Origin of the sequence: Nonomuraea sp. NPDC049695 (assembly GCF_040674955.1) — a bacterium.
GTDB lineage: Bacteria > Actinomycetota > Actinomycetes > Streptosporangiales > Streptosporangiaceae > Nonomuraea > Nonomuraea helvata.
This window is the reverse complement of the sequence record NZ_JBFANV010000007.1, coordinates 1-24813: the sequence shown is the minus strand read 5'-3', so window position 1 is coordinate 24813 and position 24813 is coordinate 1. Positions and strand designations below refer to the sequence as shown.

Here is a 24813-nt window from a genome sequence, read left to right as displayed (position 1 = left end):
CCACAGAGATCATGACAGCACCGCAGGGCGCGCTGCTCAAGGTCGCTGGTTGACCGCCGGAGGTGCCCGATAGAAACTCTTAGGAAGGTTTCTTATGAGTGAGGGGTGAGGCCGGTGCGTGCATGGCCCGCCTTGGCGGCCCTCCTGCTCATCTCCGCCTGCGCGCAGACGGCCAGGCCCCAGGACGTCCCCGTCAACGCCCAGGACGTGATGTTCGTCCAGATGATGGTGCCGCATCACCGCCAGGGCATCGAGATCGCCAGGCTGGGCGCCGCCCGTGCCACCACGCCGGAGCTCAGGACCCTGACCGCGGCCATCGCGAGCACGCAGCAGGACGAGGTCGAGATGATGCTGCGCTGGCTGCACTCCTGGGAGCAGCCGCTCTCGCCTCCCGCGAGCGCGCACGATCACCACGGCGGCATGCCCGAGACCGACGTCAAGCGCATCCAGGCGCTGAAGAAGTCGAAGAACTTCGAGTACGACCTGCTCAACCTGCTTGTCGCGCATCAGGGCGACGCCGTCGGGATGGCCGTCGCCGAGGTGAAGGGCGGGGCCGATCCGGCCGTTCAGAAGTGGGCCGGCCAGGTGCGGGACTCGCGCGAGGGCGAGATCGCGATCATGACGAAACTGCTGAAGCGGTGACGAAGGTACGCAGTGCCTGCTCGTAGCGTGCCTGGGCGACGTTCCACGAGCCCACGTGGCCGCCGCCGCGGGTGCGTACGAGCGTCACCAGGTCCGGCCTGAGCCGTGCGAAGCGCAGCGAGGGCTCGATGGGCACGCTGGCGTCGTCGTCGTCCACGAAGAGCAGGATCGGCTGCCTGAACTCCTTCGCGTGCCGGACCCCGGGTGCGAGCGTGCCCCGCCGCACGCGGGTCACCTGCCTGACGACCGTGGAGCCGGAGGCGGAGATCACCGGCCCCAGCGTGGCGTTGCCGTCACGCCAGGTCAGTCCGTACGTGCCGGGCGCCGCGGTGTCGGAGCCGCCCTTCAGCGTGACCTTCGAGCCGTCGAAGGCCAGCACCTCCAAGGGGTACGATCCCCCGTGCGAGGGGTCGATCACCAGGCCCGAGTAATACCAGCCCGCGCCGCCCACCCCGACCACCGCCAGGACCGCCAAGACGGCCGCGATCCACGCCACCGCACGCTTCATGGCGAAATCATAGACGCCGACGCCGAGAAGTGATTAGATCACTTGATATGTCCGAGGTAACGCGGCCGACGCTGTCCGACGCTCTGACCGAGCGCATGCTGGAGCTCATCCGTACGGGCGGGCACCGGCCGGGCGACAGGCTGCCCTCGACCAGGGAGCTCTCCCAGCGCTTCGCCGTCACCACTCCGACGCTACGCGAAGCGCTACGCAGACTCGAGGCCACCGGGGCCATCGAGATGCGGCACGGCTCCGGCATCTACGTCGGAGCCGACATCGAGCGGGTCGTCCTGCCCAACCCCAACGTGCGCGAGCTGCACGCCGCCCGGCTCCTCGAGCTGCTCGGCGCGCGCATCGTGATCGAGCCGCCGCTGGCCGCGATGGCCGCCGAGCACGCGGACCCCGACGAGCTGGCCCCGCTCAAGCGGGTGCTCGACGAGGCGGGCAGGCACCTGCGCGGCGACGACGCGCTGCTGCACGAGGCCAACATGTCCTTCCACCGGGCGACGGCCCGGCTGGCGGGCAACAGCGTGCTGCACGAGGTCGTCGACTCGCTGCTCACCATCCACGGACCCGAGCAGCGGGAGATCCTGCAGATCTTCGATGACCGGCGCCGCGACTACGAGGAGCACCTGGCGATCCTGGAGGCCATCGAAGCACGCGACACCGCGCAGGCCGAGGAGCGCATGCGGGCCCACCTGGTGGACGTGAAGACCGTAATAGAGCACAGGTTGCAATCCCCCTGATGGAAACAAGGAGGCCGGTCCATGTTCCGGTCACGTGTGGTCACGCTCGGCGTGGCGGCGCTCGTCCTCACCGCCTGCGGCGGAAACGGCGCGCAGTCGCAGAAGAAGACCGAGCTGACCCTGTACAACGACAAGGGCGCCTGGACGAAGTACTTCGACGAGATGGGCGCCCTGTCCAAGCAGAGCATCGGCCTGGGCATGAAGCCGACGGGATACACGGACTCGGCGCAGTACCAGGCGTTCATCAAGGCGTCGTTCCGTACCAATGTCAAGCCTGACCTGTTCACCTGGCAGACCGGGGGGATGCTCGAGGAGATCGTCAAGCAGAAGCAGGTGGCCGACACGACGGACATCTGGCAGCAGGCGATCCAGGCGGGCGACCTGTCTAAAGACCTCGCGCCGTACTACACGATCGGCGGCAAGCAGTACTGCGTGCCGATGAACGTCGCGTACTGGGGCATGTTCTACAACAAAAAGATCTTCGGCAAGTACGGCCTCGAGGCGCCGAAGACGTGGGACGACCTGATCAAGGTGGCCGACACGCTGAAGAAGAACGGCGTCAAGGCCTTCTACCACACGAGCGTGCTCTTCTCCTTCGTCTGGTTCGAGCAGCTCATGGCCGGCACCGACCCCGACCTGTACGACCGCCTGGCCACCGGCAAGGCGAAGTACACCGATCCGGGCGTGGTCCAGGTGATGGAGAAGTGGAAGTCCCTCATTGACGCCGGATATTTCATCAATCCGGGGGACAAGACGGACCCTGGTGACGTGCTGAAGAACGGCAAGGCCGCGATGGTCTCCTTCGGCACCTGGTTCAACACCAGCATGACCCAGCGGAACATGAAGCCCGGCGAGGACTACGACTTCTTCGTCATCCCCAACGTCAATCCCTCGCTGCCCAAGACCTCGATGATCTTCGAGAGCGGCCCGCTCTGCTCGCTGACCAAGGCGGCCGACCCCGCGGCCAACCAGAAGTACCTGAAGTGGTGGACCACGTCCGAGGCCCAGGGGAAGTGGGCGTCCAGCAGGGGCGACGTGAGCGCCAACCCCAAGGTGAGCATCGCGGACAAGGCGCTCGGCACCGTCACGAAGGACGCGGGCAGCGGCCAGTACCGCCTGGTCAACCGGTACTTCGAGGCCACACCGCCGCCAGTGCTGACGGCCGCGCTGGACGGGTTCAGCAAGTTCGTGACGGAGCCCGGCAGCTACAAGGAGGTCCTGGACACCATCCAGAAGGCCGCCGATGAGTACTGGAGCGCCCATCAGTGAGCGGCGCTAGGAGGCGAGTGGCCGCGCGGGGCGGGGTCATACTCGGCCGCTTCGGACACGGGTACGTGGCGCCCGCGGTGCTCCTGGTCGCGGGCCTGCTCTACGCGCCGTTCCTGTGGACGGCCTACCTCAGCCTCACCCGGTACGACGGCCTCGAGCCCGCCCAGTGGATCGGCGGGCACAACTTCGGCAAGCTGATCGAGGACCCGGCCCTGCTCACCTCGATCCGCAACACGCTGCTCTGGGTCGTCGGCACCATGGTGCTGCCCGTCGGGCTCGGCCTGCTGGTGGCGGTGCTGTCGTACGACATCAAGGGCGGCGTGTGGTTCCGGGTGCCGTTCCTGCTGCCGTACGCGCTGAGCGGCGCCGGTCTGGCCATGGTGTGGAGCCCGATCCTGTCGCACGGCGGCATCGCCAACACGCTGCTCGGCGTGGACACCGCGTTCCTGCAGGACGCGCCGGTCAACACGTTCGCGATGCTGCTGGTCTGGACATGGCAGCAGCTCGGCGTCAACATGCTGCTGTTCGTGGTGGGGCTGCAGTCCATCCCGAGGGAGCCGATCGAGGCGGCCCGGCTGGACGGGGCCGGGGGCTGGCAGCTGTTCAGGCTCGTCATCTGGCCGCTCATGAGGCCGCTGACGGCGGTCGTGGTCGGGCTCGCGCTGGTGGCCAGTTTGAAGACGTTCGACATCGTGTGGGTGCTGACGCAGGGCGGCCCTGGGCGCAACTCCGAGACGCTGGCGGTGACCATGTACAAGGAGACGTTCGTGGCCAGCGACTACGGCTACGGCTCGGCCGTGGCGGTGATGCTGACCGTCGTCACCGGGCTGGCGTCCTACCTCTATCTCAAGCGGCAGGTGGCCTCGTGATCCGGCGTGCTGTTCTCGTCGTGCTCGGGCTGGTCTGGCTCGGGCCGACGTACCTGCTGCTCGTGAACGCCGCGCGCCCGGCGAGCTCGTACGATCCCGGCCGCGCGTGGGTGCCCTCGCCCGACTTCTCGCTGTTCGAGAACTTCGGGCGGGCGCTGGAGAGCGCCAACCTGACGCAGAGCCTGGCCAGCACCGCGCTGTACGCCGTCGTCTCGCCCCTGCTCGGAGTGATCATCGGCGCGCTGGCCGGGTACACCATCGTGGTGCTCCGGCTCCGTCACGGCTTCTTCTGGTTCATCCTGATCTTCGGCGGCACGGTCTTCCCCTCGCAGATGCTGCTCGTGCCGCTGTTCGTCGGCTACAGCGACGCCGGCCTGTACGACAGCCGCCTCGGCATGATCCTCATCTACACGGCGATCAGCGTGCCGCTGGCCGCGTTCGTGCTGCGCAACTTCTACACCGGCGTAGCGTTCTCGATCTTCGAGGCGGCCAGGATGGACGGCGCCTCCACCTGGCGCATCTTCTGGGGTATCTATCTGCCGATCTCGCTCAGCGCGCTGACGGCGGTGTTCATCCTGGAGTTCACCTTCGTCTGGAACGACCTCATCTTCGGCCTGACCCTGACCCAGACCGAGGACGTGCGGCCGGTGATGACGGCCATCGCCGGCCTGATGACCGACGTGTACGCGGGTACGCCCGTTCCCGTCGGCCTGGCCGCGGGGCTAGTGGTCTCGCTGCCGACCGTCGTGCTGTTCCTCGCCACCCAGCGCCTCTTCGCCAGGGGCCTGTCTCTAGGGAGTGTTTGATGACGAGCCGGTTGCTCCAGCGGAGCCTGGGCAGTCCCGACTACGACGGGATCAGGCAGGCGCTGCGCGACGACACCTCGACACCGGTGATCAGCGTGCGCGGGCTGGAGGTACGGGTCGCGGTGCTGCCGCTGTTCACCCACGACGGCCGCCAGGCGGTCAGGGTGTCGAGCACCGAGCCGCTGACCCACGTGCTGGTGGGCGTGGACAGCGCGTCGGGCAGCGACGTGACGCTGCTGGTGCCCGAGGTGCAGGCGCCGCGCGTGCTCACGCTGGAGTGCCGCGACGATGCCGGGGTGGTCGGCAGCGCGCAGGTCACGGTGACCCCGCAGCGCAAGTGGAGCGTCTTCGTCGTGCACCACTCGCACCTGGACATCGGCTACACCGACCCGCAGGGCACCGTGCTCCGCCACCACCTGGACTACCTCGACGCGGCGCTGCGGCTGGCCGAGGAGACCGAGTCCTGGCCGGACGACGCGAAGTTCCGGTGGACGGTCGAGTCGTCGATGCCCGCGCTGAAGTGGCTCGACGCGCGGCCCGCCGACATGGTGGAGTCCTTCGCGCGGAAGGCCCGCGAGGGCGTGATCGAGGTGACCGCGCTGCCGTTCCAGCTCCACACGGAGGCGTGCTCGACCGAGGAGCTGTACCGCCAGCTCCGCTTCACCGGGCAGCTCAAGGAGCGCTACGGCTTCGCCACGAAGTCGGCCATGCACACCGACGTGCCCGGCGCGGTCGTCGGCCTGGTGGACGCGCTCAACGCGGCCGGCGTCCGCTACCTGGCCGCGGCCCACAACTGGGCCGGGCGGTCGGTGCCCTACCTGCACGGCGGCGACAAGCTGACCAGGCCGTTCCGGTGGCGGGCGCCGAGCGGGAACGAGGTCATCGTCTGGTTCACCGACACGCCGCACGGCATGGCGTACATGGAGGGCAACACGGTCGGCCTGACCGACTCCTACGAGCTGGCCGACGACCTGCTGCCGCGGTACCTGTCCGCCCTGGCCACGCGGGGGTACCCGTACGGGCCCGGGACGTTCGGGTGGCAGGGGCCCGACGCGCCGAAGGAGCCGTACGAGCTGGACGTGCTGCACCTGCGGGTGCAGGGGGCGCACGCCGACAACGCGGGCCCCTCGATCGTGCCCGCCACGATCGCGCGCCGGTGGAACGAGACGTGGGCCTACCCGCGCCTGCGCTCGGCCGTCAACAGCGACTTCTTCGAGCACGTCGAGGAGCGCTACCACGACCGGCTGGCCGTGCACGAGGGCGACTGGACCGACTGGTGGGCCGACGGGCTCGGCTCGGGCGCGCGCCCGCTCGGCTACGTGCGCAGGGCGCAGTCCGCGCTGCGGGTGGCCGAGACCCTGCACACGATCGCGGGCGTGGACGCCACCGAGAAGATCGACGCGGCCTACGACAAGGTCGCCCTGTTCAACGAGCACACCTGGGGCGCGGCCAACCCGTGGGAGGACGCCGAGGAGGCGGGCGACTCGGGCGGCCTGCAGTGGACGCGCAAGTCGTCCGGCGCCTACGACGCCCAGGACGACGCCGCCGACCTGCTGCACGCCGCGACCCGCAGGTTCGCCGCCGCGCTCTCCGAGGCGGGCACCGAGGGCGGGGCGCTGGCCTCGTTCGCCGTCTTCAACCCGGGCACGCGGGCGAGGACCGACGTCGTGCGCGCGTTCCTGCCGAGAGACGTGGTGGGCATCGACGTGCCGATCGCGCTGGTGGACGCGCGGACTGGCGAGACGCTCGCGCACCACGAGGAGTTCGTGCACCCGGAGGACTGGCCGACCCGGCCGATCGGGCGGCACGTGCAGGCGGTCGTCCCCGACGTTCCCGGCTTCGGCTACGCGCGCGTCGACGTCGTGCCGGGGCAGACCCAGGCCCCCGAGCCGGTCGAGCTGGACCTGGGCGGGGCGATCGAGAACGAGTTCTACCGCGTGGCCTACGACGTGCGCGAGGGCTACATCAGCTCGATCTTCGACAAGCGGGCCGGCCGCGAGCTGGTCAACGGCGACGCGGCGGCCGGCTTCGGCCAGTACGTCTACGACCAGTACGCCACCGCCCCGCATTTCAACCATTTGTCGGGACACGTTGGGGCGCACGACCGTACGCTCCTGGGCGACCGGGCCATCGGCAAGGGCGCCACCATCACCAAGGCCCAGCGCACGGCCGTCGGCGAGAAGCTGGTCGTGGAGCTGCACGGCAAGGGCGTCGACTGGATCCGCACGACGATCGAGCTGCACAACGGCGTACCCCGGCTGGACCTGACCTACCAGCTCGCCAAGCAGGGCACCCCGGCCAAGGAGGCCGTCTTCCTGGCCTTCCCGTTCGCGGCCGGCCCGCCCAGCGTCTGGGAGCTGACCGGCGGCGTCGGCGGCCCCGACGTGCCCCGCGTGCCGGGCTCGGCCGAGTACATGCTGCCGATCAGGCACTGGATCGCGTTCGAGGATCCCGAGCTGACCGTGGCCTGGGCCACGCTGGAGGCGCCGCTCGTGCAGCTCGGCACCATCCACATGCCGTACGCACCCTTCCCGCCCACGCTCGACCAGGAGGACGGCACGGTCTACTCCTGGGCGCTCAACAACATCTGGGACACCAATTTCCCCGCCCAGCAGCAGGGCGAGACCACCTTCCGCTACGCGGTCACGTCTGAAGCAGGGGCTCAAGGTCGCCGACTCGGCGCGGCGGCCGCCTCGGGGCTGACCGAGCCGTTCGTCGGCGCGCTGATCACCGACAGCCCCGACGTCACCGAGACGTACGCGTCGGTCGACCACCCCGACGTGCTGATCACGTCGATCGGGCGGTCGGGGGACGAGCGCGTGGTGCGGCTGCAGTCGCTGGCGCCCGAGCCGGTCGAGGTGTCGGTCCGCCTGCCCGGGCTGCGCGCGGCCCGCGGGCTGGACGTGGTGGATGAGACGGTCAAGGTACGGCTGCCCGCCTGCGGGGTGGCCGCTGTTTGGGGGACGTGTTCGTGAAGATCGTTGACATCAGGGCCACAACGGTCGCGGTCCCGCTGGAGGCGCCGCTGCGGCACAGCAACGGCGCCCACTGGGGCAGGTTCGTCCGCACGATCGTCGAGGTCGAGGCCGACAACGGGCTGGTCGGCCTGGGCGAGATGGGTGGAGGGGGAGAAAGCGCCGAATCGGCGTTCCGTGCGCTGATGCCGTACCTGAAGGGCCATGACCCCTTCCAGCTCGAGGCGCTCCGCTTCAAGATCGCCAACCCGACGGCCTCGCTCTACAACAACAGGACGCAGCTCCTCGCGGCCATCGAGTTCGCGTGCGTCGACCTCATCGGGCAGCACCTGGGCGTGCCCGCTCACGACCTGCTCGGCGGGCGGATCCGCGATGTCGTGCCGTTCGCCTCGTACCTGTTCTTCCGGTACGCGGCCGAGGGCCACGGCGAGATCCGCACGCCCGAGCAGCTCGTCGAGCACACCAGGCACCTCAAGAAGGCGCACGGGTTCACCGTGCACAAGCTCAAGGGCGGCGTGTTCCCGCCGGACCACGAGCTGGAGTGCTACCGGGCGCTGGCCGAGGCGTTCCCTGACGACCGGCTCAGGTACGACCCGAACGCCGTGCTCTCGGTGGCCGAGGGGCTGCGCTTCGGCCGGGCCATCGAGGGGCTGAACAACGACTACCTGGAGGACCCGGTCTGGGGCATGGAAGGGCTCAGGACCGTCCGCGAGCAGGTCAGGGTGCCCCTGGCGACGAACACCGTCGTGGTCAACTTCGAGCAGCTCGCCTCGAACGTCATGCGCAGGGCCGCCGACGTGGTGCTGCTCGACACGACCTTCTGGGGCGGCATCAGGCCGTGCGTGAAGGCGGCGGGCGTGTGCGAGACGTTCCAGCTCGGGGTGGCCGTGCATTCGTCAGGGGAGCTGGGCATCCAGCTGGCGACCATGCTGCACCTCGGCGCGGTGCTGCCGAACCTCACCTACGCCGCCGACGCGCACTACCACCAGCTCACGGACGACGTGATCGAGGGCGGGAAGATGGCGTACTCGGAGGGCGCCATCGCCGTCCCGTCGGGGCCGGGGCTCGGGGTGCGGCTGGATCCGGAGAAGGTCGCCCGCTACGCCGAGTACTACCGGGAGACAGGCGGCTATCCGTACGACCGCGACCCCGGGCGGCCCGGCTGGTACGCCACCGTGCCGAACGAGCGTTTCGCCGATCCGTCCGTTTCCATCGAGGTAGCTCCATAATTGGGCGCTATGTCTGAAGCTACCCAGCCGGCGCCCCCGGCCGACAACCTTGTCACCACCTCGCACGCCCTGCCGTCGGGGCAGGCGTACACCGCCACCACCGGCACCATGGTGCTGCGCGAGGAGGTGATCGACGACGGCAAGTTCGAGGGCCTGCGGCCGAAGGCCGAGATGTTCGTCACCTCGTACACGCTCGACGGGGCCGACCCGCTGAGCCGGCCGGTCACGTTCGCGTTCAACGGCGGCCCCGGCTCCTCGAGCGTGTGGCTGCACCTGGGCGTGCTCGGGCCGCGCCGGGTCGTGATGGGGGACGCGGGAGCGCTCCTGCCTCCTCCGTACGGCCTGGCCGACAACGAGGAGAGCCTGCTGGCCGTGAGCGACCTGGTCTTCATCGACCCGGTCTCGACCGGCTACTCGCGGGCCGCCGAGGGTGAGAAGGCGGAGCCGTACCACGGCTTCACCGGCGACATCGAGTCGGTCGGCGAGATCATCCGGTTGTGGACCACCAGGAACGGGCGGTGGATGTCGCCGAAGTTCCTGGCGGGGGAGTCGTACGGGACGATCAGGGCGGCCGCGCTGGCCGATCACCTGCAGTCGCGGTACGGCATGTACCTCAACGGCGTGATGCTGATCTCCTCGGTGCTCGACTTCATCACCGGGGATTTCAACCAGGGCAACGACCTGTCCTACGCCCTCTATTTGCCGACTTATGCCGCTATTGCGCACTATCACGGGCTGCATGGGGACCGGCCGCTGGCCGACGTGCTCCGCGAGGCCGAGGCGTTCGCCGAGCGCGACTACCCGTGGGCGCTGGCGCGCGGCAACCGCCTCAGCGCCGAGGAGCGCTCGGCCGCCGTCTCCACGATCGCCGCGCTGACGGGTCTGAGCGAGGAGTACGTCGACCGCGTGGACCTGCGGATCGAGCACATCCGGTTCTTCACCGAGGTGCTGCGCTCGCGCCGCCAGGTCGTCGGGCGGCTCGACGGGCGGTTCATCGGCTGGGACCCCGACTCGGGGCGCGAGCACTTCACGGCCGACCCGAGCATGAACGCGATCATGGGCCCCTACAGCGCCGCGCTCAACCACTACCTCCGCACCGAGCTGGGCTACGCCAACGACCTGCCGTACGAGGTGCTCACCTCGCGGGTGCAGCCGTGGTCGTACAAGGAGTTCGAGGGCGCGCACGTCCAGGTGGTCGACAAGCTGGGCGCGGCCATGCGGGCCAACCCGCACCTGCGTGTCCATGTGGCCTGCGGCTACCACGACGGCGCGACGCCGTACTACGCCGCCGAGCACGCCTTCGCCCACCTGCCCGTGCCCGCGGAGTTGTCCGCGAACGTGGAGTTCAGGTACTACGAGGCAGGCCACATGATGTACGTCCACGAGCCGAGCAGGCTGCGCCAGTCAGCGGACCTGACCGCGTTCGTGCTCGGACAGCAGGCCTGACGCGTGGGCCAGGCGCTGCTTGAGGTTGGCGCGGAGTTCGGCGAAGCGCTCGGGGTTGTCCCGGATGAGCGTCCGCTGGAGCTCCGCGTCGGCCGCGAACCAGGCGGCGATCAGGCCCGACGACCACTTGCAGGTCGTGTCCGCGTACGCGACCTGCTTCTCCTCCTCGCTGATGGCCGGTTTGTCCAGTTTCCAGCGGCCGTCGGCGATGGCGGCCTCCGGAGTCGGATACGGGTGTCCCGCCTCGTTCATGCACGCCTGCCAGCGTTTCGCCGCCGCCGTCACGGACGGGTGCTTGGCGGCCTGCTCCAGCGTGAGGGAATCCTGCAGGGTCAGCCACGGCCAGTCCGCCTTCTGGGCGCCCTTGCCGAGCGTCTGCGTGGCCCTGTCCAGGCAGCCGCGGTCGACGGCGTTGCCGTACAGGCGGTGGCGGGTCGGCTTGGAGAGTTTGCCGGTCCAGGCGCCCGTGGTGTCGGGAGAGGGCAGGCGGGCCAGGTGGTAGCCGAAGTTCTTGGTCGCCACGGTGTCCGCGACGCCGTAGCGGCGGGAGTTGCCGGGGTCCACCGCGGCGATGGTGACGGGGTCCTCATCGGGGAGGTCGATGACGGTGCCTTTCTTGCGCATGCACCGTTCGACGAGCTGGTTGTGGGCGTTGCCCAGGATGGCCCGCTGCTCGGGAGTGGACTTGTAGGCGTCGAACGGCAGCACCAGTTCTGACACCGAGGAGACGCCCTTCACGGGCGCCTGTGACGCGGGCTGGTCGGCGGCGCAGGCGGCGGCGGAGATCAGCAGCAGCGTGCCCGCGAGGATTCCGCGGCAGCCGGCCTCCGGCGGCCAGGCCCGGCTGTTCAGCGACACCAGATGTCCAGCGCGCTGGCGCGGTTGTTGGAGACGGCGTTGTTGACCAGGAAGCCGTCGTTCGAGTCGTGCGTGAACGTGCTGTGCGCGCCGGTGTACCCCGGGTGCTGCCAGAGAGTGGCGCTGCAGCCGATGCGGTTCCTGATGGAGCTGGTCTCGTTGTTCATGCTGTGCCAGGAGTTGGTGAAGTCCCAGTTCAGCCAGTTGTTGTCGGCGAAGTCGGAGTCGTCCTGGATGAAGTCGCGCCAGAGGTCGGCGTGGCCGCGGTTGAAGTCGAAGCCGGCGTACAGGCAGACGCGACCGCCGTAACACGTAGAGCGGGGGCTCGCCACCGCGGCGCCGGCGGGGGCGCCGCCGGGGGCGAGCGCGGTGAGCATCGCGGCCGCGGCGACGAGGCCGGCCGCCTTTCTGGATAGCCTCACAGGTCTCTCCTCGATCAGTGGGTCGTTTCGAGGGGCCGTGCAGGGGCTGCTCGCCCGGCACGCCGAGGACCACTGGTATCAGCGGCACGACCTGCGAGATCGCCGCGTTGGCGCAACTCTTGCCAGCTTGGTGCGTGACCTTGGTGATCCGCGGGCTATTCGGGGAGGGCGGCCGGGTTCTGCGCGAGCAGGCCGCCGTCCACGCGGTGCTCGGCGCCCGTGATGAACGACGAGCGCGGCCCCGCCAGGAACGCCACCAGCTCGGCCACCTCCTCGGGCCGGCCCACGCGGCCCAGCGGGTGGGAGCGGCCCCACTGCTGGATCTGCTCCTCCTGCGACAGCTCGCCCCGCCACAGGTCCGCCGCCCAGCGCAGCATGGGGGTGTCCACCGAGCCCGGGCAGACCACGTTCACGCGGATGCCGTCGGCGGCGTGGTCGAGCGCCATGGCCCTGGTCAGGCCGTTGAGCGCGGCCTTGCTCGCCGTGTACGCGGCCACCTGCGCCTGCGAGGAGAACGCCTGCACCGACGACATGATCACGATCGAGCCGCCGCCCCTGGCCCTCAGCTTGGGGACGGCCGCCTTGCAGGTGAGGTAGACGCCCTTGAGGTTGATGTCCAGCACCTCGTCCCAGACGTCCTCAGGGGTGTCCTCGACCGTGCCGTAACGCTGCACGCCCGCGCAGGTGACCACGATGTCGAGACCGCCGTACTTCGTCACCGCCAGGTCCACCAGGTCGCGCATCTCGTCGGCTCGGCGCACGTCGGCGACCACACCGGTGACACTCTCGTGTCTATGGTCGCGCTCGCACGGGGCTCCGCTGGTTACGCAAGCTGCCGCTCTCCGCCCCAGGCTCGCCGCTCCGCTGTCGAGCGCCGCGTCCTTGTCGACCCCGCAGAACACCACGGACGCCCCGCCGTCGGCCAGCCGGTCGACCACCGCCCGCCCGATGCCCATCGAACCGCCCGTGACGAGCGCGACCTTCCCACTGAACTCACTCATGCCAGCACCTCCGCGCGCAAGCGCAACACCTTCGTCTCGTGGGGGTCCAGGGTCAGGGCCGTGCCGTTGGCCACGGCGGCGGCCAGGCCGTCGGTCGGCATGCTGGAGAACGGCTCGAGACCCACCGTGTACGCCCGTCCCCACCAGGGATAGTCGGTGGACGCGCCGAGCTCCTGCCACATCCACAGGTACGGCAGGAGAGACGCATCCCATTCCACTCGGATGCCGATATCCCCTGCAATTTCGTACCAACCCTCGGTGAAGCCGGTCAGGTAGACGATGTCGCTCGGCGCTCCCGGCTCCTGGACCACGCTCAGATCGGTCTCCCCGCCCTGATCGGCGGGCACCCGCGGCCAGTCCCAAGGGCCGCCTGCTTTCACCCGGCGGCCCTTCGCCGGATTTATCGCGCTTTCGTGGGGGATGACCTTGACGCCGTCCGGCAGCCGGATCCTGGCCCCGGGGCGGAGGAACGGCAGGCCGTACACGATGTGCTGCCCCCACATGGCGTGCAGCGGGATGTCGGCCTCGTTGGCAGCCCGGCCCTCGATCTCCAGCGCCGCCGTCCCCGACCTCAGCCTGAAGACCTTCTCCATCCGGTACGGCAGCCGCCGCGTGCGCACGCTGAGCCGTACCGCGACCTCCTCCTCGGAGTCGGCCACGACCTCCGACTGCCACGGCAGCCCGGAGACCTCCCCATGCTGCGCCAGCCGGGCGCCGCGGTACTCGCTCGGCGCGCCGCCGCTGGGGAAGATCTCCTGCCAGCCGCCCTCGTAGTGGTCGACGAACTGGGCGACGTCGTCGGCCGCGCCCTGGAGGTGGTCGTGCGGGTTGCGCAGGCCCTGCGGGGAGAGCCAGACGAAGTCCGTGTCGGTGGGCTTGTACAGGAACTCCACCACGTCGCCGCCCTTGTCCGGCACGACGGTCACGCGCAGCCGCTCGTTCTCCAGCACGACCGCCCGCAGCCCGTCGATCGTGACGTGCCGCAGGCGGGCCGCCCAGTTACGCCTCACTGGAAGGTCACATCCAGGAATCTCGGCCGGTAGATGGTCACGTCCCGGTAGTGGTCGGTGTTCACGAAGCTGTTGACGTTGTAGGAGATGACGAGCCCGTTGCCGGCCACCTCGGGGTGGGCGTGGGCGTTGTACGTGAAGATGTTCCCGCTGGTCTCGGGGGTTGTGTAGACGTGCTGCTTGGCGGTGAACGGGCCTGCGGGGGAGCAGGAGGTGTAGGCCACGATGTTCGGGCTGAGCACCTCGGTCGTGTCATGTGTGATCAGGGCATATCCCGATCCGACCTTGGTGACGCTGTACTCGTTCGCCACCCCGCTCATGATCCGCGCCGAGTCGGCCTCGTCCTGCGACCAGGTGCCGTCGGCCTTGAGGAACTCCCACGCGCCCAGCAGGCTCTGCCCCTTGACCCTGGCGACGTGCATGTACTTGGGCGAGCCGAGGTCCTCGACGCCGTACACGTAGGTGTATCCGCCGTCCTTGAGGATCGCGGAGGCCCACGAGATGCCGTGCGCGGACGGGAGGTCGGTCACGCTGACCGGCTCGTTCAGCCGGCCGGGGGCGAACCTGGCCACCACGTTCCGGTGCCAGCGCCAGTCCCAGGCGCCGGTGCCGTACCGCTCGTACTCCTGGTAGGTGACCTCCACGAGCCCGCCGGCCACCGTCGCGTCACCGGCCCAGAACCAGTGGTTCTGGTCGCGCGGGGGCATCACGGCGGTCGGCTGCTGCGCGGTGCCGTCGTGGATCGTGGAGAGCTTGCCGTCGCGCTCGACGGCGAAGGAGTTGTTGAGGAAGACCGTGTCGCCGCCCTCACCGACCACGGGCGGGCGCGTGCCGCCGGGGTTGACCCGGCCGAGGAACGTGTCCGAGAAGACCCACAGTTCCTTGCCGTTGGGCAGCTTGACCGAGTAGGTGCCGTCGGCGCCCGTCCAGTCGTCCAGCCGACTGTTGTCGTTGCCGTAGTTGGTGAAGAGGCTGGTGAGCCGGGCGTCGGTCGTGGTTCCCTTGACCGTCGGGGTGGTGCAGGCGGCGGTCGGCGTGGCCTGCTGCTGCTCTTGGACTACCGAAGGGACGGGCTTGGGCGGGGCCGCCCACGCTTGCTGCGGCGCGGCGGTCAGGCCGGCCAACGCGATGGCCAGGGGTGCTAAGGCGGAGCGGAATCGCGTCATCACTGGTCCTTGGGGGAGGCGAGTTCCCTACAGTTCTAGTCATTAGATCACTTACTGTCCAGGGCCCTCTGTGAGGATTGTGGGGAACCAGCGATCGTTCTCGGCGGCCTGCACTATGGTGATGACTTCCTGAAATATCCGTAAATATCCGTTATGGAGGTCGTATGACGGTCACTCGCCGAGATCTGCTCAAGGTCGGCGCCGGAGTCGCGGCGACGGTCGTGGCGGGCACAGAGGCGGCTGCGGCCGCCTCCTCTCGACGGTTCGACCTGGCCGCGCCCGCCGACCCGTTGATCTGGAAGAAGGCGCTGTACGACGAGACCGTGCTGCAGTCGTTCGCCTTCGACAACGTTCACGGGCACATCTACGTGGCCCAGCTGAAGAACGGCTCGGGCTCGGCGGCGGCCGGGGATCTCTGCGTGACCAAGCTGAGCCTGACCGGGTCGGTGCTCGGCCACATGTACCTCCTGGGCTTCGGACACGGCGTGCAGATCGGCGTCGAGCCGTCGGGCGGCTCCGCCTACCTGTGGACGGAGACCGACGCGGTGAGCGACGGCGCGGGGAACGCGTGGGGGAGGCGGCTGGCGAGGTTCAAGTTCGTCAACGGCCAGACGCTCAGGCCGTCGTCCTCGGCGCTCACCAAGTACACCTTGATCTCGGGCGCGACCAGCACCACGTGCGCGATCGACCCGTCGACCAACCGGCTGATCATGCGCTGCCGGGTCGGCGGCCAGGCGCGGTTCGTGGCGTACTCGCTGGCGGCGGTCAAGGCGGGGTCGGCCAAGAAGCTGTACGACGTCGCGCAGCCGTCCGGCCTGGGCGTCTTCCAGGGCTACACCGCTTACGGCGACTACCTCTACCTGCTCGACGGCACGGCCTACGGCGCCTCCAACCCGGCGCCGGGCAACACGTACCTCACCTGCGTCGACCTGCGCACGGGCGCCAAGGTGCAGCGCTCGCTCAGCCAGGCCGGCAAGTCCCTGGACTACCGCGAGCCGGAGGGCCTGGCCATCCAGATCGCGTCGGGACGGCCCAGACTCTGCCTCGGCCTCGCCTCGGGCACCGCTGGGGCGCGCAAGGCCAGCATCTTCTACAAGGACGCCCTCGTCTGACCTGCTGTCCGGGCGGAAAAGCGAATGGCGCGACAGCGGGCGGTCATAGATTGCCGGTATGAGCGCGATGCGTGAAGAACTTCACTCGCTGGTCGATCAGCTCCCCGACGATCGGGTGCAACCGATGATCGCGTTCGTCCGTGAAAGTCTCCTGGCGAGCCGCCGGACGCAGGCAGCCGCGACCCTGGAGGGCATTCGAGAGCGCATGCGCGGTGTGACGGGTGTCGATGGGGAGCTGGCCCGGCTTCGGGAAGGCGCCTGATCGACGGAAAAATGTGGTGCCCGCGCCTGAAGGGGGCGGTTACGCTGCCGGGATGGGCCACGTCGAAGTAGGACATCTCACGTACGTGCTGCCCGACGGGCGGCCCCTGCTCAACGACGTGTCCTTCAGGATCGGTGAAGGCGTCAAGGCCGCGCTCGTCGGGCCCAACGGCGCGGGCAAGACCACACTCATGCGGCTGATCGCCGGCGACCTCCAGCCGGTCGACGGCAGCGTGGCCAGCTCCGGCGGGCTCGGCGTGATGCGGCAGTTCATCGGCAGCGTGCGCGATGGCAGCAGCGTGCGTGATCTGCTGCTCGGCGTCGCCCCGCCCGCCGTGCGCGCGGCGGCCGAGCGGCTCGACGAGGCCGAGCTGGCCATGATGGAGCGCGACGACGAGAAGACGCAGATGCGCTACGCGCAGGCGATCAGCGACTACACCGACGCGGGGGGCTACGACATCGAGGTGTTGTGGGACACCTGCACGGTGGCCGCGCTCGGCGTCGCGTACGAGAAGGTGAAATATCGGGACGTGGCCACGCTGTCCGGCGGCGAGCAGAAGCGGCTCGTCCTGGAGGCGCTGCTGCGCGGCCCCGATCAGACGCTGCTCCTCGACGAGCCCGACAACTACCTCGACGTCCCCGGCAAGGAGTGGCTGGAGCAGCAGCTCAGGGAGACGCCCAAGACGGTGCTGCTGGTCAGCCACGACCGCCAGCTCCTGGCCAACGCGGCCGACCGCATCGTGACCGTCGAGTCCGGCAACATCTGGATCCACGGCGGCGGGTTCGCCACGTACGCGGAGGCCCGCAAGGCCCGCAACGAGCGCCTCGACGAGCTGCGCAGGCGCTGGGACGAGGAGCACGCCAAGCTCAAGGCCCTGGTCAACATGCTCAAGAACAAGGCCAGGTACAACGACGGCATGGCCGCCCCCTACCACGCGGCCCAGACGAGACTGCGCAAGTTCGTGGAGGCCGGGCCGCCCGAGGTGGCCCCGAGCGACCAGAACATCAAGATGCGCCTCAGAGGCGGCCGCACCGGCAAGCGCGCGGTCATCTGCGAGGGGCTGGAGCTCACCGGGCTCATGCGCCCGTTCGACCTCGAGATCTGGTACGGCGAGCGCGTCGCGGTCCTCGGCTCCAACGGCTCGGGCAAGTCCCACTTCCTGCGCCTGCTGGCCGGGGAGCCGGTCGCCCACGACGGCGTCGCCCGGCTGGGCGCCCGCGTGGTGCCCGGCCACTTCGCCCAGACCCACGCCAGGCCCGACCTGCTGGGCCGCACGCCGGTCGAGATCGTCATGGCCGAGCACGCCAAGCTCAAGAACGAGGCGATGAAGACGCTGGCCCGCTACGAGCTGGCGGGGCGCACCGCCGAGCAGCGCTTCGACTCGCTCTCGGGCGGCCAGCAGGCGCGGCTGCAGATCCTGCTGCTCGAGCTGTCCGGGGCCACGCTGCTGCTGCTCGACGAGCCGACCGACAACCTCGACCTGGCCAGCGCCGAGGCGTTGCAGGCGGGGCTGGACGCGTTCGACGGCACGGTGGTGGCGGTCACCCACGACCGCTGGTTCGCCGCCGACTTCGACCGCTACCTGGTCTTCGGCTCCGACGGCACGGTCTACGAGTCGCCGGAGGCGGTCTGGGACGAGGCCAGGGTCGTGCGCCCCCGTTGAAGAGCCCGCGTTGAAGAGTCCCCGTTGAAGATCCCGCGTTAAAGAGTTGGTACGCCCGGCGCGTGTCACCCGCCATCCGTGCCCATGCACGGGTTATCACGGCAAAGTGATCCCGCGTAGCCGAACCGCCAGCCTGCTCGCACTCGGGGCACTCGGGGCGATCTGCCTCTCCGGGTGCTCCAGCGAGAAACGACCAGTACAAGAGCTCAAGCCCCTGGCTCTCAAGGAACAGGTCTCGAATATCGTCAAATCCGCCGACGGGTACGCCGTCACCTGGGCAGGCGTGCTCAGCAACGCCAACCCGTGGCACTTCGGCGAGCACGTGGTGGCCACGATCGTCGGGCACGACGACAAGGGCACCGAGGTGGTCAGGATGGACCAGCCGCTCGACGCCGTGCCGCCGGGCGGGTCCCTGGCCTTCACCGGCCAGGCCACCTCCGTGGAGAAGCCGGCGAAGGTGACGATCCAGTACCGTCCAGCGCGCTGGCGGATGGCGGCGCGCATTCCTTCGGCGTTCCAGAGCTTTCCCATTACGCGAAGCCAGACTTTGCGCCAAAAAGATGGCTCATACCTTATTACTGGATATGTCGGAAATCCCTATCAAATGCCGGCCAGCAGTCTGGTAGTGAACGCGCTGCTGCGCGACAAAGCAGGCAAACTCCTCGGCGGTGGCAGTACGTTCGTGGATGACGTCAAAGCGGGCAGCCCGCCGCGATTCATTCTCACCGTTTCCGGGCTGCCCGCGGGGGCCACCGTGGCGAGGACCGACATCACGGCCAGGACCTGGGGATCCACCGGCCGGCCTTACGAGGATCTGGCGCTCGCCGGCGCCGTGCCGATCCACACGGTGAAGCCCGTCACCGAGCCGTTCGCGGTGGACCGGAGCACCCAGGTCGTTAACGAACATAAGCAATAATTCTCCGCAAATACCAGGGCGCCGCTATGCCGTAGGCGTAAACCGGTAGAACTACTAGTTACCAATCAATTACCTTCGGTCATATGAATGACCGCGTCCTGGTCGAAGCACTCCGCGCCCGTGATCCCGATGCGCTCTCCGCGCTTTATGACACGTACGCGGAGAGCGTCTACCGCTACTGCTGGTCCCTCCTCCTGAGCGCGGACGGCGCCCAGGTGGCGCTCCGCGACACGCTGATCGCCGCCGAGGCGCACGCGGACGCGCTGGCCGACCCCGACAGGCTGCGCGCCTGGCTGTACGCGCTGGCCCGCGCGGAGTGCATGCGCCGCAGGGCCGCCGCGCCGCCGGGCGCCGCCGAGGCGCTGGCCGAGGCTCCGCCCCTGGACGACCCTGCCGACGGCGACCTGCGGATCATGGCCTGGAACGCCGTCCAGAGCCTGCCCGTCGCCGAGCGCGAGGTCCTGGAGCTCACCTACCGGCACTCGCTGTCCGCGTCCGAGCTGGCCCTGGTGCTCGGCACGCGGCAGGTGGAGCCGCTCCTGGAGGGGGCCCGCGAGCTGCTGCGCGACGCGATCACCGCCGAGATCCTCGCCAGGAAGGGCCCGTACGACTGCCCGCGGCGGGCCGCGATGCTGGCCGGCTTCTCCGGCGAGCTGACTCCGGACATGCGCGAGCGGCTGGTCAGGCACCTGCCGCGGTGCGAGATCTGCGCGCCGCACCGCCATCGCGAGGTGTCGCCCGCCAAGGTCTTCGGGCTGCTGCCCGGCGAGGCGCTGCCCGACTCGCTCCGCATCCGGGTGATGAGCTGCTTCGTCGACCCGGAGCTGCTGCCCTACCGCCGCTACGTCGCCAGGCGTACGGCCGGCCTGGGCGCCGCCGGGTTTCCCGTTTCCGCGCAGAACGGCGCTCAGGGGTGGACTAAGGCGCTGGCGAGCGCGGTGGCGGCGGTCGCGGCCGTGGTGGCGATAGTGATGATCTTCCAGCAGTTCGACGGGGCGAGCGGGGGCGTGTCCGGTGTGGCGACGGCCGCGTTTCCCGCGACGGGCCAGCCGCCCGGCATCCAGCTGCCCTGGCATTCCGAGTCGCCGGACGCCCAGGTGACCGGGGAGCCGGTGCTGGACAGCAGGGCCACTCAGCCGATCAGCGTGACCCGCGCCCCGATGCTCGTGCCTCCCGTCGTGCCGGTCAACGACGTGGTCCGTCCCCCTGATGGTGGACAGCCGTCCTCCGGGCCGCCCCTGCCCCAGGAGCGGCCGCCCGGGTCACAGGTCCCGCCGCCCACGTACGTTCCGCCTCCTACGCAGGCTCCGCCGGACGGCGGCCCCCCATCTGACCACCCGCCCGGCCACCAGTCCGGCCACCCGTCCCCGCCCTCGCCTCCCACCCGCACTCCCTGCCCCACGCCCACGGCGACGCAGCCGCCTCCTCCCACCACCCCGGCCGCGACGCCCACGCAGACGGCCACCCCCACCAGTGAGGAGCCGTCGCCCACCACGACCGGCTGATCCCCGACACGCGGGGGCCGACTACGTTACGTAAGCGGGCTGCTGGGAACCGTGTGCATAGAGTAGCCATGTGTTTCCAGGGGGACCAATGCGTGCATTTCGGACAGGGCTGCTGGCTTGCTGCCTGATAGTCGCCCTATGTCCGCCTGCGGGGGCCGAACCCCCCACCTCGCGGGACGTGAAAAAGGCACGCCAGACAGCACGTGACCGTTCCAAGGAGCTGGGGGCGGTCACCGCCAGGCTGGCCACGGCGCAGTCGCAGCTGGACAGGCTGGCGGCCGAGGCGGAGCGACTGGTGGAGGCGTACAACGGCGAGCTGGTCCGGCTCCGGCAGGCCGAGCAGTTGTACGCGCAGTCCATGACGCGCCTGGCGGCGGCGGACGCGGAGGCCGAGCGGGTGAGGCAGGAGGTCGCCCTGCTGGCCACGGAGAGCTACGGCGGGATGGCTCCCATGGCGCCGATCATCGGCATGATCACCGATCGGGGTGACAGGGAGGGCGCCCTGCACCGGGCCGGGGTGCTCGTGCAGCTCTGGGGCGAGCGGGCGGCGGTGCTCGGCCGGATGAAGGACGCCCAGCAGGTGGCCGCCATCCTGCGTACCGAGGCCGCGAACGCCTACGCCGCCCAGCAGGCCGCCTCTGAGCGTGTCGGGGCGGCCAAGAGCGCCGCCGAGGCGGCCGTGGCCGAGCAGCAGGAGCAGACGAAGGAGCTCAGGGCGCGTACGGTGGTCCTGCGCCATCAGGTGGACAAGGCGCGCAGCCGCGCGAAGCTGCTGGCCCAGCAGCGGGCCGCGGCGCTGCCAGGGCTGGTCTCAGGTGGTTCGGCCACGGGGGACATGGCGGCCAACTGGGCGCTGACCCAGCTCGGCAAGCCGTACGTGTGGGCGGCCGCCGGCCCGGACACCTACGACTGCTCGGGGCTGACGATGCGGGCCTGGGAGAGGGCGGGCGTACAGCTCGACCACTGGACGGGCACCCAGTGGACGGCGGGCCCGCACGTGCCGCTGGACCAGCTGAGACGGGGCGACCTGCTCTTCTTCGGCTACGTCAAAGACGATCCGAGCACCATCCACCACGTCGGGATCTACGTCGGCGACGGGCAGATGGTGCACGCCCCGCAGACCGGCGACGTGGTGCGGGTGGCCCCGATCTGGCGAGGGGACCTGGTGGGCGCCACCAGGCCCCAGTGAGGCGTCAGTGATGCCCGCCGGACTCCTTGAGCCGCTGGAAGGAGCGCTCGATCTCGGCCTCGGCCTCGATGCGGCCCACCCAGTTGGCGCCTTCGACGGACTTGCCCGGCTCCAGGTCCTTGTAGACCTCGAAGAAGTGCTGGATCTCCAGCCGGTCGAACTCCGAGACGTGATGGATGTCCTGGATGTGGTGCATCCGCGGGTCGGTCGAGGGAACGCAGAGGACCTTGTCGTCGCCGCCCTTCTCGTCGGTCATCCTGAACATGCCCACCGCCCGGCAGGTGATGTAGCAGCCGGGGAACGTCGGCTCCTGCAGGAGCACCAGCGCGTCGAGCGGGTCGCCGTCCTCGCCGAGGGTGTTCTCGATGAAGCCGTAGTCGGCGGGGTACTGCGTGGAGGTGAACAGGAGCCGGTCGAGCCTGATCTTCCCGGTCTCGTGGTCCACCTCGTACTTGTTCCGTTGCCCCTTCGGAATCTCAACGACGACGTCGAACTCCACCGCGGTCCTTTCTCATGGGTCGATCCCGCCTTGCCAGGCAGCGCCTGGTCCGGCATCGTCTCCCGCACTCAAGCCCCCCGGCACCCCCGGGTGGGCGTTAATGTCTCGTAGGCGAACACTCAAGAGAGGGCAGGCGACGTGGCGCGGCACGACCGGTGGGTGATGTTGACCACTCTCGCCGTGCTGCAGGCCCTGACGATCGTCATCGGCGTTTACGCGATGACCACCGACTTCAGCCTGGGCGCGTTGACGAGGCAGTCTCCACCGACCAAGCCGACGGAAGGGCCTCCTTCCGCCCCCGTGGTCACCTCGGGGCCTGTGCTGGCCCAGCTTTCGGTGAAGCCAGGAGACGGACCTCTCCCGACCAAGGGTACTTTGACGCGGCAGCTCACCGACGCGCTGGGTGACAAAGCGCTCGGCGATCGGGTCGGCGCGGTGGTCCTCGACGCGGTCACCGGCGAGCGGATCTTCGCCTCCAACGCCGACACCCCGATCGTCCCGGCCTCCACCACGAAGATCGTCACCTGTGCCGCCGCCCTCGCGTCCCTGGGTCCGGACACCCGCTTCTCCACCAGGGTCGTCCAGGGCGCGAGCCCGGGCACGGTGGTCCTGGTAGGGGGCGGCGACCCGTTGCTCGCCGGTCCGTCGGCGAAGCCCGTGTACCCGAAGCAGGCCAGCCTCGCCACGCTGGCGGCCCGCACCGCGGCGACCCTTAAAGCGCAAAATATTCGAAAAATCACCCTTTCATACGACTCATCGCTTTTTGCCGGATCGCCGATCGCGCCCGGGTGGAAGCCGAACTACGTCCCGGACGGCGAGGCGGCACCCGTCTACGCCCTGGCCATGGACGAAGGCCGCCAGAACCCGCGCAACCGCCAGCCCCGGGTCTCCAACCCGCCCCAGTACACCGCCGCGGCCTTCGCCAGTCTGCTGGCCAAGCAGGGCATCACGGTGGCGAGGTCCGTACGGCCCGGCAAGGCCCCGGCGGGCGCCCCGGAGCTCGGCCGGGTGGACTCCGCCCCGCTCTACTCCCTCGTGGAGCACACGCTCACCCACAGCGACAACGACATGGCCGAGGCCCTGGCCAGACACGTCGCCATCAAGGAGGGCAAGGAGGGCTCGGTCGAGGCGGGCACGAAGGCGGTGATCGCGGTGCTCCAGCGGCTCGGGGTCGCCCAGGGCGTCTCGCTCTCCGACGGCAGCGGCCTGTCCACCCTCAACCGCATCAGCCCGAGCGTTCTTGCCACGGTCATCGCCATGTCGGGCTCCGCGAACCAGCCGAACCTGCACGCCATCGCCTCGGGCATGCCCATCGCCGGCTTCTCCGGCACTTTGGGCAACGGCCGGCGGTTCACGTCGCGCGACAGCCGGGGCCAGGTTGGCCTGGTCCGGGCCAAGACCGGGACGCTCAACAACGTCAACACGCTGGCGGGCATGGCGACCACGAAGGACGGGCGGCTGGTGACGTTCGCTTTCATGGCGGACCGCGTACCGGTCACCGCCGAACCCGTACTCGACCGTCTGGCGGCCATCGTGGCGAGGTCTTGAGAGCGCTCCTTCGCGGGTTGAGTCTGGAGCACGTACGGTGGACGGTATGCAGGTGATCGACTGGGATCTGGCCGTCACGACCGGCACGCGCCTGGTGCGCCCCGGTCCTCAGGTGAGCCGGGAGGAGGCCAGGCAGGCCGTCGCCGAGCTCCGCACCCTGTCACGCGAGGCCGAGGGCCACGTGCGCAGCTTCACCAAGATCCATACTGAGACCGCGCCGCAGGCCGCGACCATCGTCGACCGGCCCGGTTGGATCAAGGCGAACGTCGAGGGCTTCCGCGTGGTGCTCGAGCCGCTGACCCAGCGCATGAGCAGCGGCGACAACCAGCCGCCCGCCATCGTCACGGCCGTGGGCTCCCGCATCACGGGCGTGGAGGTGGGGGCCGTCCTCGCCTTCCTCGCCTCGCGGGTCCTGGGGCAGTACGAGCTGTTCCTCCCACCCGACCCCACGGGCCAGGAGCCCGCAGGCCGCCTGACGCTCGTCGCTCCCAACATCGTCCACGCCGAGCGCGAGATGGGCGTCGACCCGCACGACTTCCGCCTGTGGGTGTGCCTCCACGAGGAGACGCACCGGGTGCAGTTCACGGGCGTCACGTGGCTGCGCGAATACGTACGGTCGCAGATGACCGAGTTCCTGCTCGCCTCCGACCTCGACCTGCCCACGCTGCTCGAACGCCTCCGCAATGCCGCCGACACGGTGGCCGACGTGGTGCGCGGCGGCGAGGGCAACCTCATCGACGCCATCCAGTCGCCCGGCCAGAAGGAGATCCTCGACCGGTTGACGGCCGTGATGACCCTGGTGGAGGGGCACGGCGACTACGTCATGGACGCGGTGGGCCCGTCCGTGGTGCCTTCGGTGGCCGACATCCGCGCCAAGTTCGCCCAGCGCCGTGAGGGCGGCTCCCGGCTCGACCGCACGGTGCGGCGGCTGCTGGGGATCGAGCTCAAGATGAAGCAGTACGCGGAGGGGTCGGCGTTCGTGCGGAAGGTGGTGGACCGGGTGGGGATGGATGGCTTCAACCGCATCTGGACCTCGCCCGAGACGCTGCCCACGACGCCGGAGATCGCCGACCCGGACGCCTGGATCAACCGCGTCATCGGCACCCCGGCACTGCCGGCCTAGCCTCCCGAGCCACCGCACCCGCCCCGCGGAGCGCCGTACCGACCACGGCGCT

The 24813-nt window shown here is 69.6% G+C and carries 23 protein-coding genes; 16 read left to right on the top strand and 7 right to left on the bottom strand.

Annotated elements, in window-relative coordinates:
- Window positions 1-114: 114 nt before the first annotated feature.
- Window positions 115-642 carry a DUF305 domain-containing protein gene (locus tag AB0J64_RS08645; RefSeq protein WP_364022788.1) on the top strand — a complete coding sequence of 176 codons (528 nt, stop codon included), beginning with the start codon at window positions 115-117 and terminating at the stop codon, window positions 640-642.
- Here the strand turns inward: AB0J64_RS08645 and AB0J64_RS08640 are convergent.
- Window positions 617-1150, bottom strand: a complete 534-nt coding sequence (locus AB0J64_RS08640) for a hypothetical protein (protein ID WP_364022785.1) — start codon at window positions 1148-1150, stop codon at window positions 617-619. The genes AB0J64_RS08645 and AB0J64_RS08640 overlap by 26 nt on opposite strands.
- A 47-nt stretch (window positions 1151-1197) precedes the next feature.
- Between AB0J64_RS08640 and AB0J64_RS08635 the strand changes: the two genes are divergently transcribed.
- The 7 genes from AB0J64_RS08635 to AB0J64_RS08605 are packed head-to-tail and all read left to right on the top strand — an operon-like array spanning window position 1198 to window position 10487.
- Window positions 1198-1893 carry a FadR/GntR family transcriptional regulator gene (locus AB0J64_RS08635; protein WP_364022782.1) on the top strand — a complete coding sequence of 232 codons (696 nt, stop codon included), beginning with the start codon at window positions 1198-1200 and terminating at the stop codon, window positions 1891-1893.
- Between the two features lie 21 nt (window positions 1894-1914).
- On the top strand, window positions 1915-3162 hold the full coding sequence (locus AB0J64_RS08630) for an ABC transporter substrate-binding protein (RefSeq protein ID WP_364022779.1): 1248 nt from the start codon (window positions 1915-1917) through the stop codon (window positions 3160-3162).
- Between the two features lie 17 nt (window positions 3163-3179).
- Window positions 3180-4031 (top strand): sugar ABC transporter permease, encoded by an 852-nt coding sequence (locus AB0J64_RS08625; protein WP_364022776.1) that lies wholly within the window; start codon window positions 3180-3182, stop codon window positions 4029-4031.
- Complete coding sequence (locus AB0J64_RS08620; RefSeq protein ID WP_364022773.1) at window positions 4028-4837, top strand: carbohydrate ABC transporter permease; 810 nt, start codon at window positions 4028-4030, stop codon at window positions 4835-4837. Before AB0J64_RS08625 ends, AB0J64_RS08620 begins: the two co-directional genes overlap by 4 nt.
- Complete coding sequence (locus AB0J64_RS08615) at window positions 4837-7812, top strand: glycoside hydrolase family 38 C-terminal domain-containing protein (protein ID WP_364022770.1); 2976 nt, start codon at window positions 4837-4839, stop codon at window positions 7810-7812. Before AB0J64_RS08620 ends, AB0J64_RS08615 begins: the two co-directional genes overlap by 1 nt.
- Complete coding sequence (locus AB0J64_RS08610) at window positions 7809-9041, top strand: enolase C-terminal domain-like protein (RefSeq protein WP_364022767.1); 1233 nt, start codon at window positions 7809-7811, stop codon at window positions 9039-9041. Before AB0J64_RS08615 ends, AB0J64_RS08610 begins: the two co-directional genes overlap by 4 nt.
- A 9-nt stretch (window positions 9042-9050) precedes the next feature.
- Window positions 9051-10487 carry a peptidase S10 gene (locus AB0J64_RS08605; protein ID WP_364022764.1) on the top strand — a complete coding sequence of 479 codons (1437 nt, stop codon included), beginning with the start codon at window positions 9051-9053 and terminating at the stop codon, window positions 10485-10487.
- On the opposite strand, the gene AB0J64_RS08600 is transcribed toward AB0J64_RS08605, so the two are convergent.
- The 5 genes from AB0J64_RS08600 to AB0J64_RS08580 all read right to left on the bottom strand — a co-directional run bounded on the left by AB0J64_RS08600 (window position 10446) and on the right by AB0J64_RS08580 (window position 14944).
- Entirely contained in the window at window positions 10446-11345 is a 900-nt protein-coding gene (locus AB0J64_RS08600; protein ID WP_364022761.1) for a hypothetical protein, read from the bottom strand. The two genes, AB0J64_RS08605 and AB0J64_RS08600, sit on opposite strands and share 42 nt — an antisense overlap.
- Window positions 11336-11767 (bottom strand): peptidase inhibitor family I36 protein, encoded by a 432-nt coding sequence (locus AB0J64_RS08595; protein ID WP_364022758.1) that lies wholly within the window; start codon window positions 11765-11767, stop codon window positions 11336-11338. The genes AB0J64_RS08600 and AB0J64_RS08595 overlap by 10 nt, the downstream gene beginning before the upstream one ends.
- Before the next feature lie 155 nt (window positions 11768-11922).
- Window positions 11923-12768 carry an SDR family oxidoreductase gene (locus AB0J64_RS08590; RefSeq protein WP_364022755.1) on the bottom strand — a complete coding sequence of 282 codons (846 nt, stop codon included), beginning with the start codon at window positions 12766-12768 and terminating at the stop codon, window positions 11923-11925.
- Window positions 12765-13778 carry a DUF4432 family protein gene (locus tag AB0J64_RS08585; RefSeq protein WP_364022752.1) on the bottom strand — a complete coding sequence of 338 codons (1014 nt, stop codon included), beginning with the start codon at window positions 13776-13778 and terminating at the stop codon, window positions 12765-12767. The genes AB0J64_RS08590 and AB0J64_RS08585 overlap by 4 nt, the downstream gene beginning before the upstream one ends.
- Window positions 13775-14944, bottom strand: a complete 1170-nt coding sequence (locus tag AB0J64_RS08580; RefSeq protein ID WP_364022749.1) for a DUF4185 domain-containing protein — start codon at window positions 14942-14944, stop codon at window positions 13775-13777. The genes AB0J64_RS08585 and AB0J64_RS08580 overlap by 4 nt, the downstream gene beginning before the upstream one ends.
- Before the next feature lie 164 nt (window positions 14945-15108).
- Here AB0J64_RS08580 and AB0J64_RS08575 point away from each other — a divergent pair, with 164 nt between their 5' ends.
- From AB0J64_RS08575 to AB0J64_RS08550, 6 genes are all read left to right on the top strand, one after another.
- On the top strand, window positions 15109-16056 hold the full coding sequence (locus AB0J64_RS08575; protein WP_364022746.1) for a teichoic acid biosynthesis protein C: 948 nt from the start codon (window positions 15109-15111) through the stop codon (window positions 16054-16056).
- A 58-nt stretch (window positions 16057-16114) separates the two neighbouring features.
- Window positions 16115-16318, top strand: a complete 204-nt coding sequence (locus AB0J64_RS08570; RefSeq protein ID WP_364022743.1) for a hypothetical protein — start codon at window positions 16115-16117, stop codon at window positions 16316-16318.
- A 52-nt stretch (window positions 16319-16370) separates the two neighbouring features.
- A complete protein-coding gene (locus AB0J64_RS08565) occupies window positions 16371-17981 on the top strand; it encodes an ATP-binding cassette domain-containing protein (protein WP_364022740.1) in 1611 nt (536 codons plus the stop codon).
- 106 nt (window positions 17982-18087) lie between these two features.
- On the top strand, window positions 18088-18897 hold the full coding sequence (locus AB0J64_RS08560) for a hypothetical protein (protein WP_364022737.1): 810 nt from the start codon (window positions 18088-18090) through the stop codon (window positions 18895-18897).
- 83 nt (window positions 18898-18980) lie between these two features.
- Window positions 18981-20402, top strand: coding sequence for a hypothetical protein (locus AB0J64_RS08555; RefSeq protein WP_364022733.1), 1422 nt, complete (start codon window positions 18981-18983; stop codon window positions 20400-20402).
- A gap of 178 nt (window positions 20403-20580) precedes the next feature.
- A complete protein-coding gene (locus tag AB0J64_RS08550; RefSeq protein ID WP_364022731.1) occupies window positions 20581-21591 on the top strand; it encodes an NlpC/P60 family protein in 1011 nt (336 codons plus the stop codon).
- A 4-nt stretch (window positions 21592-21595) separates the two neighbouring features.
- Here AB0J64_RS08550 and AB0J64_RS08545 read toward each other — a convergent pair whose 3' ends face one another.
- The gene (locus tag AB0J64_RS08545) at window positions 21596-22090 is read right to left on the bottom strand and encodes an inorganic diphosphatase (protein ID WP_345000573.1); all 495 of its coding nucleotides are present in this window, start codon (window positions 22088-22090) and stop codon (window positions 21596-21598) included.
- Between the two features lie 162 nt (window positions 22091-22252).
- Here AB0J64_RS08545 and dacB point away from each other — a divergent pair, with 162 nt between their 5' ends.
- Both dacB and AB0J64_RS08535 read left to right on the top strand, forming a co-directional pair.
- The gene (dacB, locus tag AB0J64_RS08540; protein WP_364023324.1) at window positions 22253-23638 is read left to right on the top strand and encodes a D-alanyl-D-alanine carboxypeptidase/D-alanyl-D-alanine-endopeptidase; all 1386 of its coding nucleotides are present in this window, start codon (window positions 22253-22255) and stop codon (window positions 23636-23638) included.
- A 46-nt stretch (window positions 23639-23684) separates the two neighbouring features.
- Entirely contained in the window at window positions 23685-24761 is a 1077-nt protein-coding gene (locus AB0J64_RS08535) for a zinc-dependent metalloprotease (protein WP_364022728.1), read from the top strand.
- Window positions 24762-24813: the final 52 nt, after the last annotated feature.

Coding starts and splice junctions, on each gene's coding strand:
- AB0J64_RS08640 (WP_364022785.1), bottom strand. CDS start 1,150: ATGAAGCGTGCGGTGGCGTGGATCGCGGCCGTCTTGGCGGTCCTGGCG.
- AB0J64_RS08635 (WP_364022782.1), top strand. CDS start 1,198: ATGTCCGAGGTAACGCGGCCGACGCTGTCCGACGCTCTGACCGAGCGC.
- AB0J64_RS08630 (WP_364022779.1), top strand. CDS start 1,915: ATGTTCCGGTCACGTGTGGTCACGCTCGGCGTGGCGGCGCTCGTCCTC.
- AB0J64_RS08615 (WP_364022770.1), top strand. CDS start 4,837: ATGACGAGCCGGTTGCTCCAGCGGAGCCTGGGCAGTCCCGACTACGAC.
- AB0J64_RS08605 (WP_364022764.1), top strand. CDS start 9,051: ATGTCTGAAGCTACCCAGCCGGCGCCCCCGGCCGACAACCTTGTCACC.
- AB0J64_RS08590 (WP_364022755.1), bottom strand. CDS start 12,768: ATGAGTGAGTTCAGTGGGAAGGTCGCGCTCGTCACGGGCGGTTCGATG.
- AB0J64_RS08580 (WP_364022749.1), bottom strand. CDS start 14,944: ATGACGCGATTCCGCTCCGCCTTAGCACCCCTGGCCATCGCGTTGGCC.
- AB0J64_RS08575 (WP_364022746.1), top strand. CDS start 15,109: ATGACGGTCACTCGCCGAGATCTGCTCAAGGTCGGCGCCGGAGTCGCG.
- AB0J64_RS08570 (WP_364022743.1), top strand. CDS start 16,115: ATGAGCGCGATGCGTGAAGAACTTCACTCGCTGGTCGATCAGCTCCCC.
- AB0J64_RS08565 (WP_364022740.1), top strand. CDS start 16,371: ATGGGCCACGTCGAAGTAGGACATCTCACGTACGTGCTGCCCGACGGG.
- AB0J64_RS08555 (WP_364022733.1), top strand. CDS start 18,981: ATGAATGACCGCGTCCTGGTCGAAGCACTCCGCGCCCGTGATCCCGAT.
- dacB (WP_364023324.1), top strand. CDS start 22,253: ATGTTGACCACTCTCGCCGTGCTGCAGGCCCTGACGATCGTCATCGGC.
- AB0J64_RS08535 (WP_364022728.1), top strand. CDS start 23,685: ATGCAGGTGATCGACTGGGATCTGGCCGTCACGACCGGCACGCGCCTG.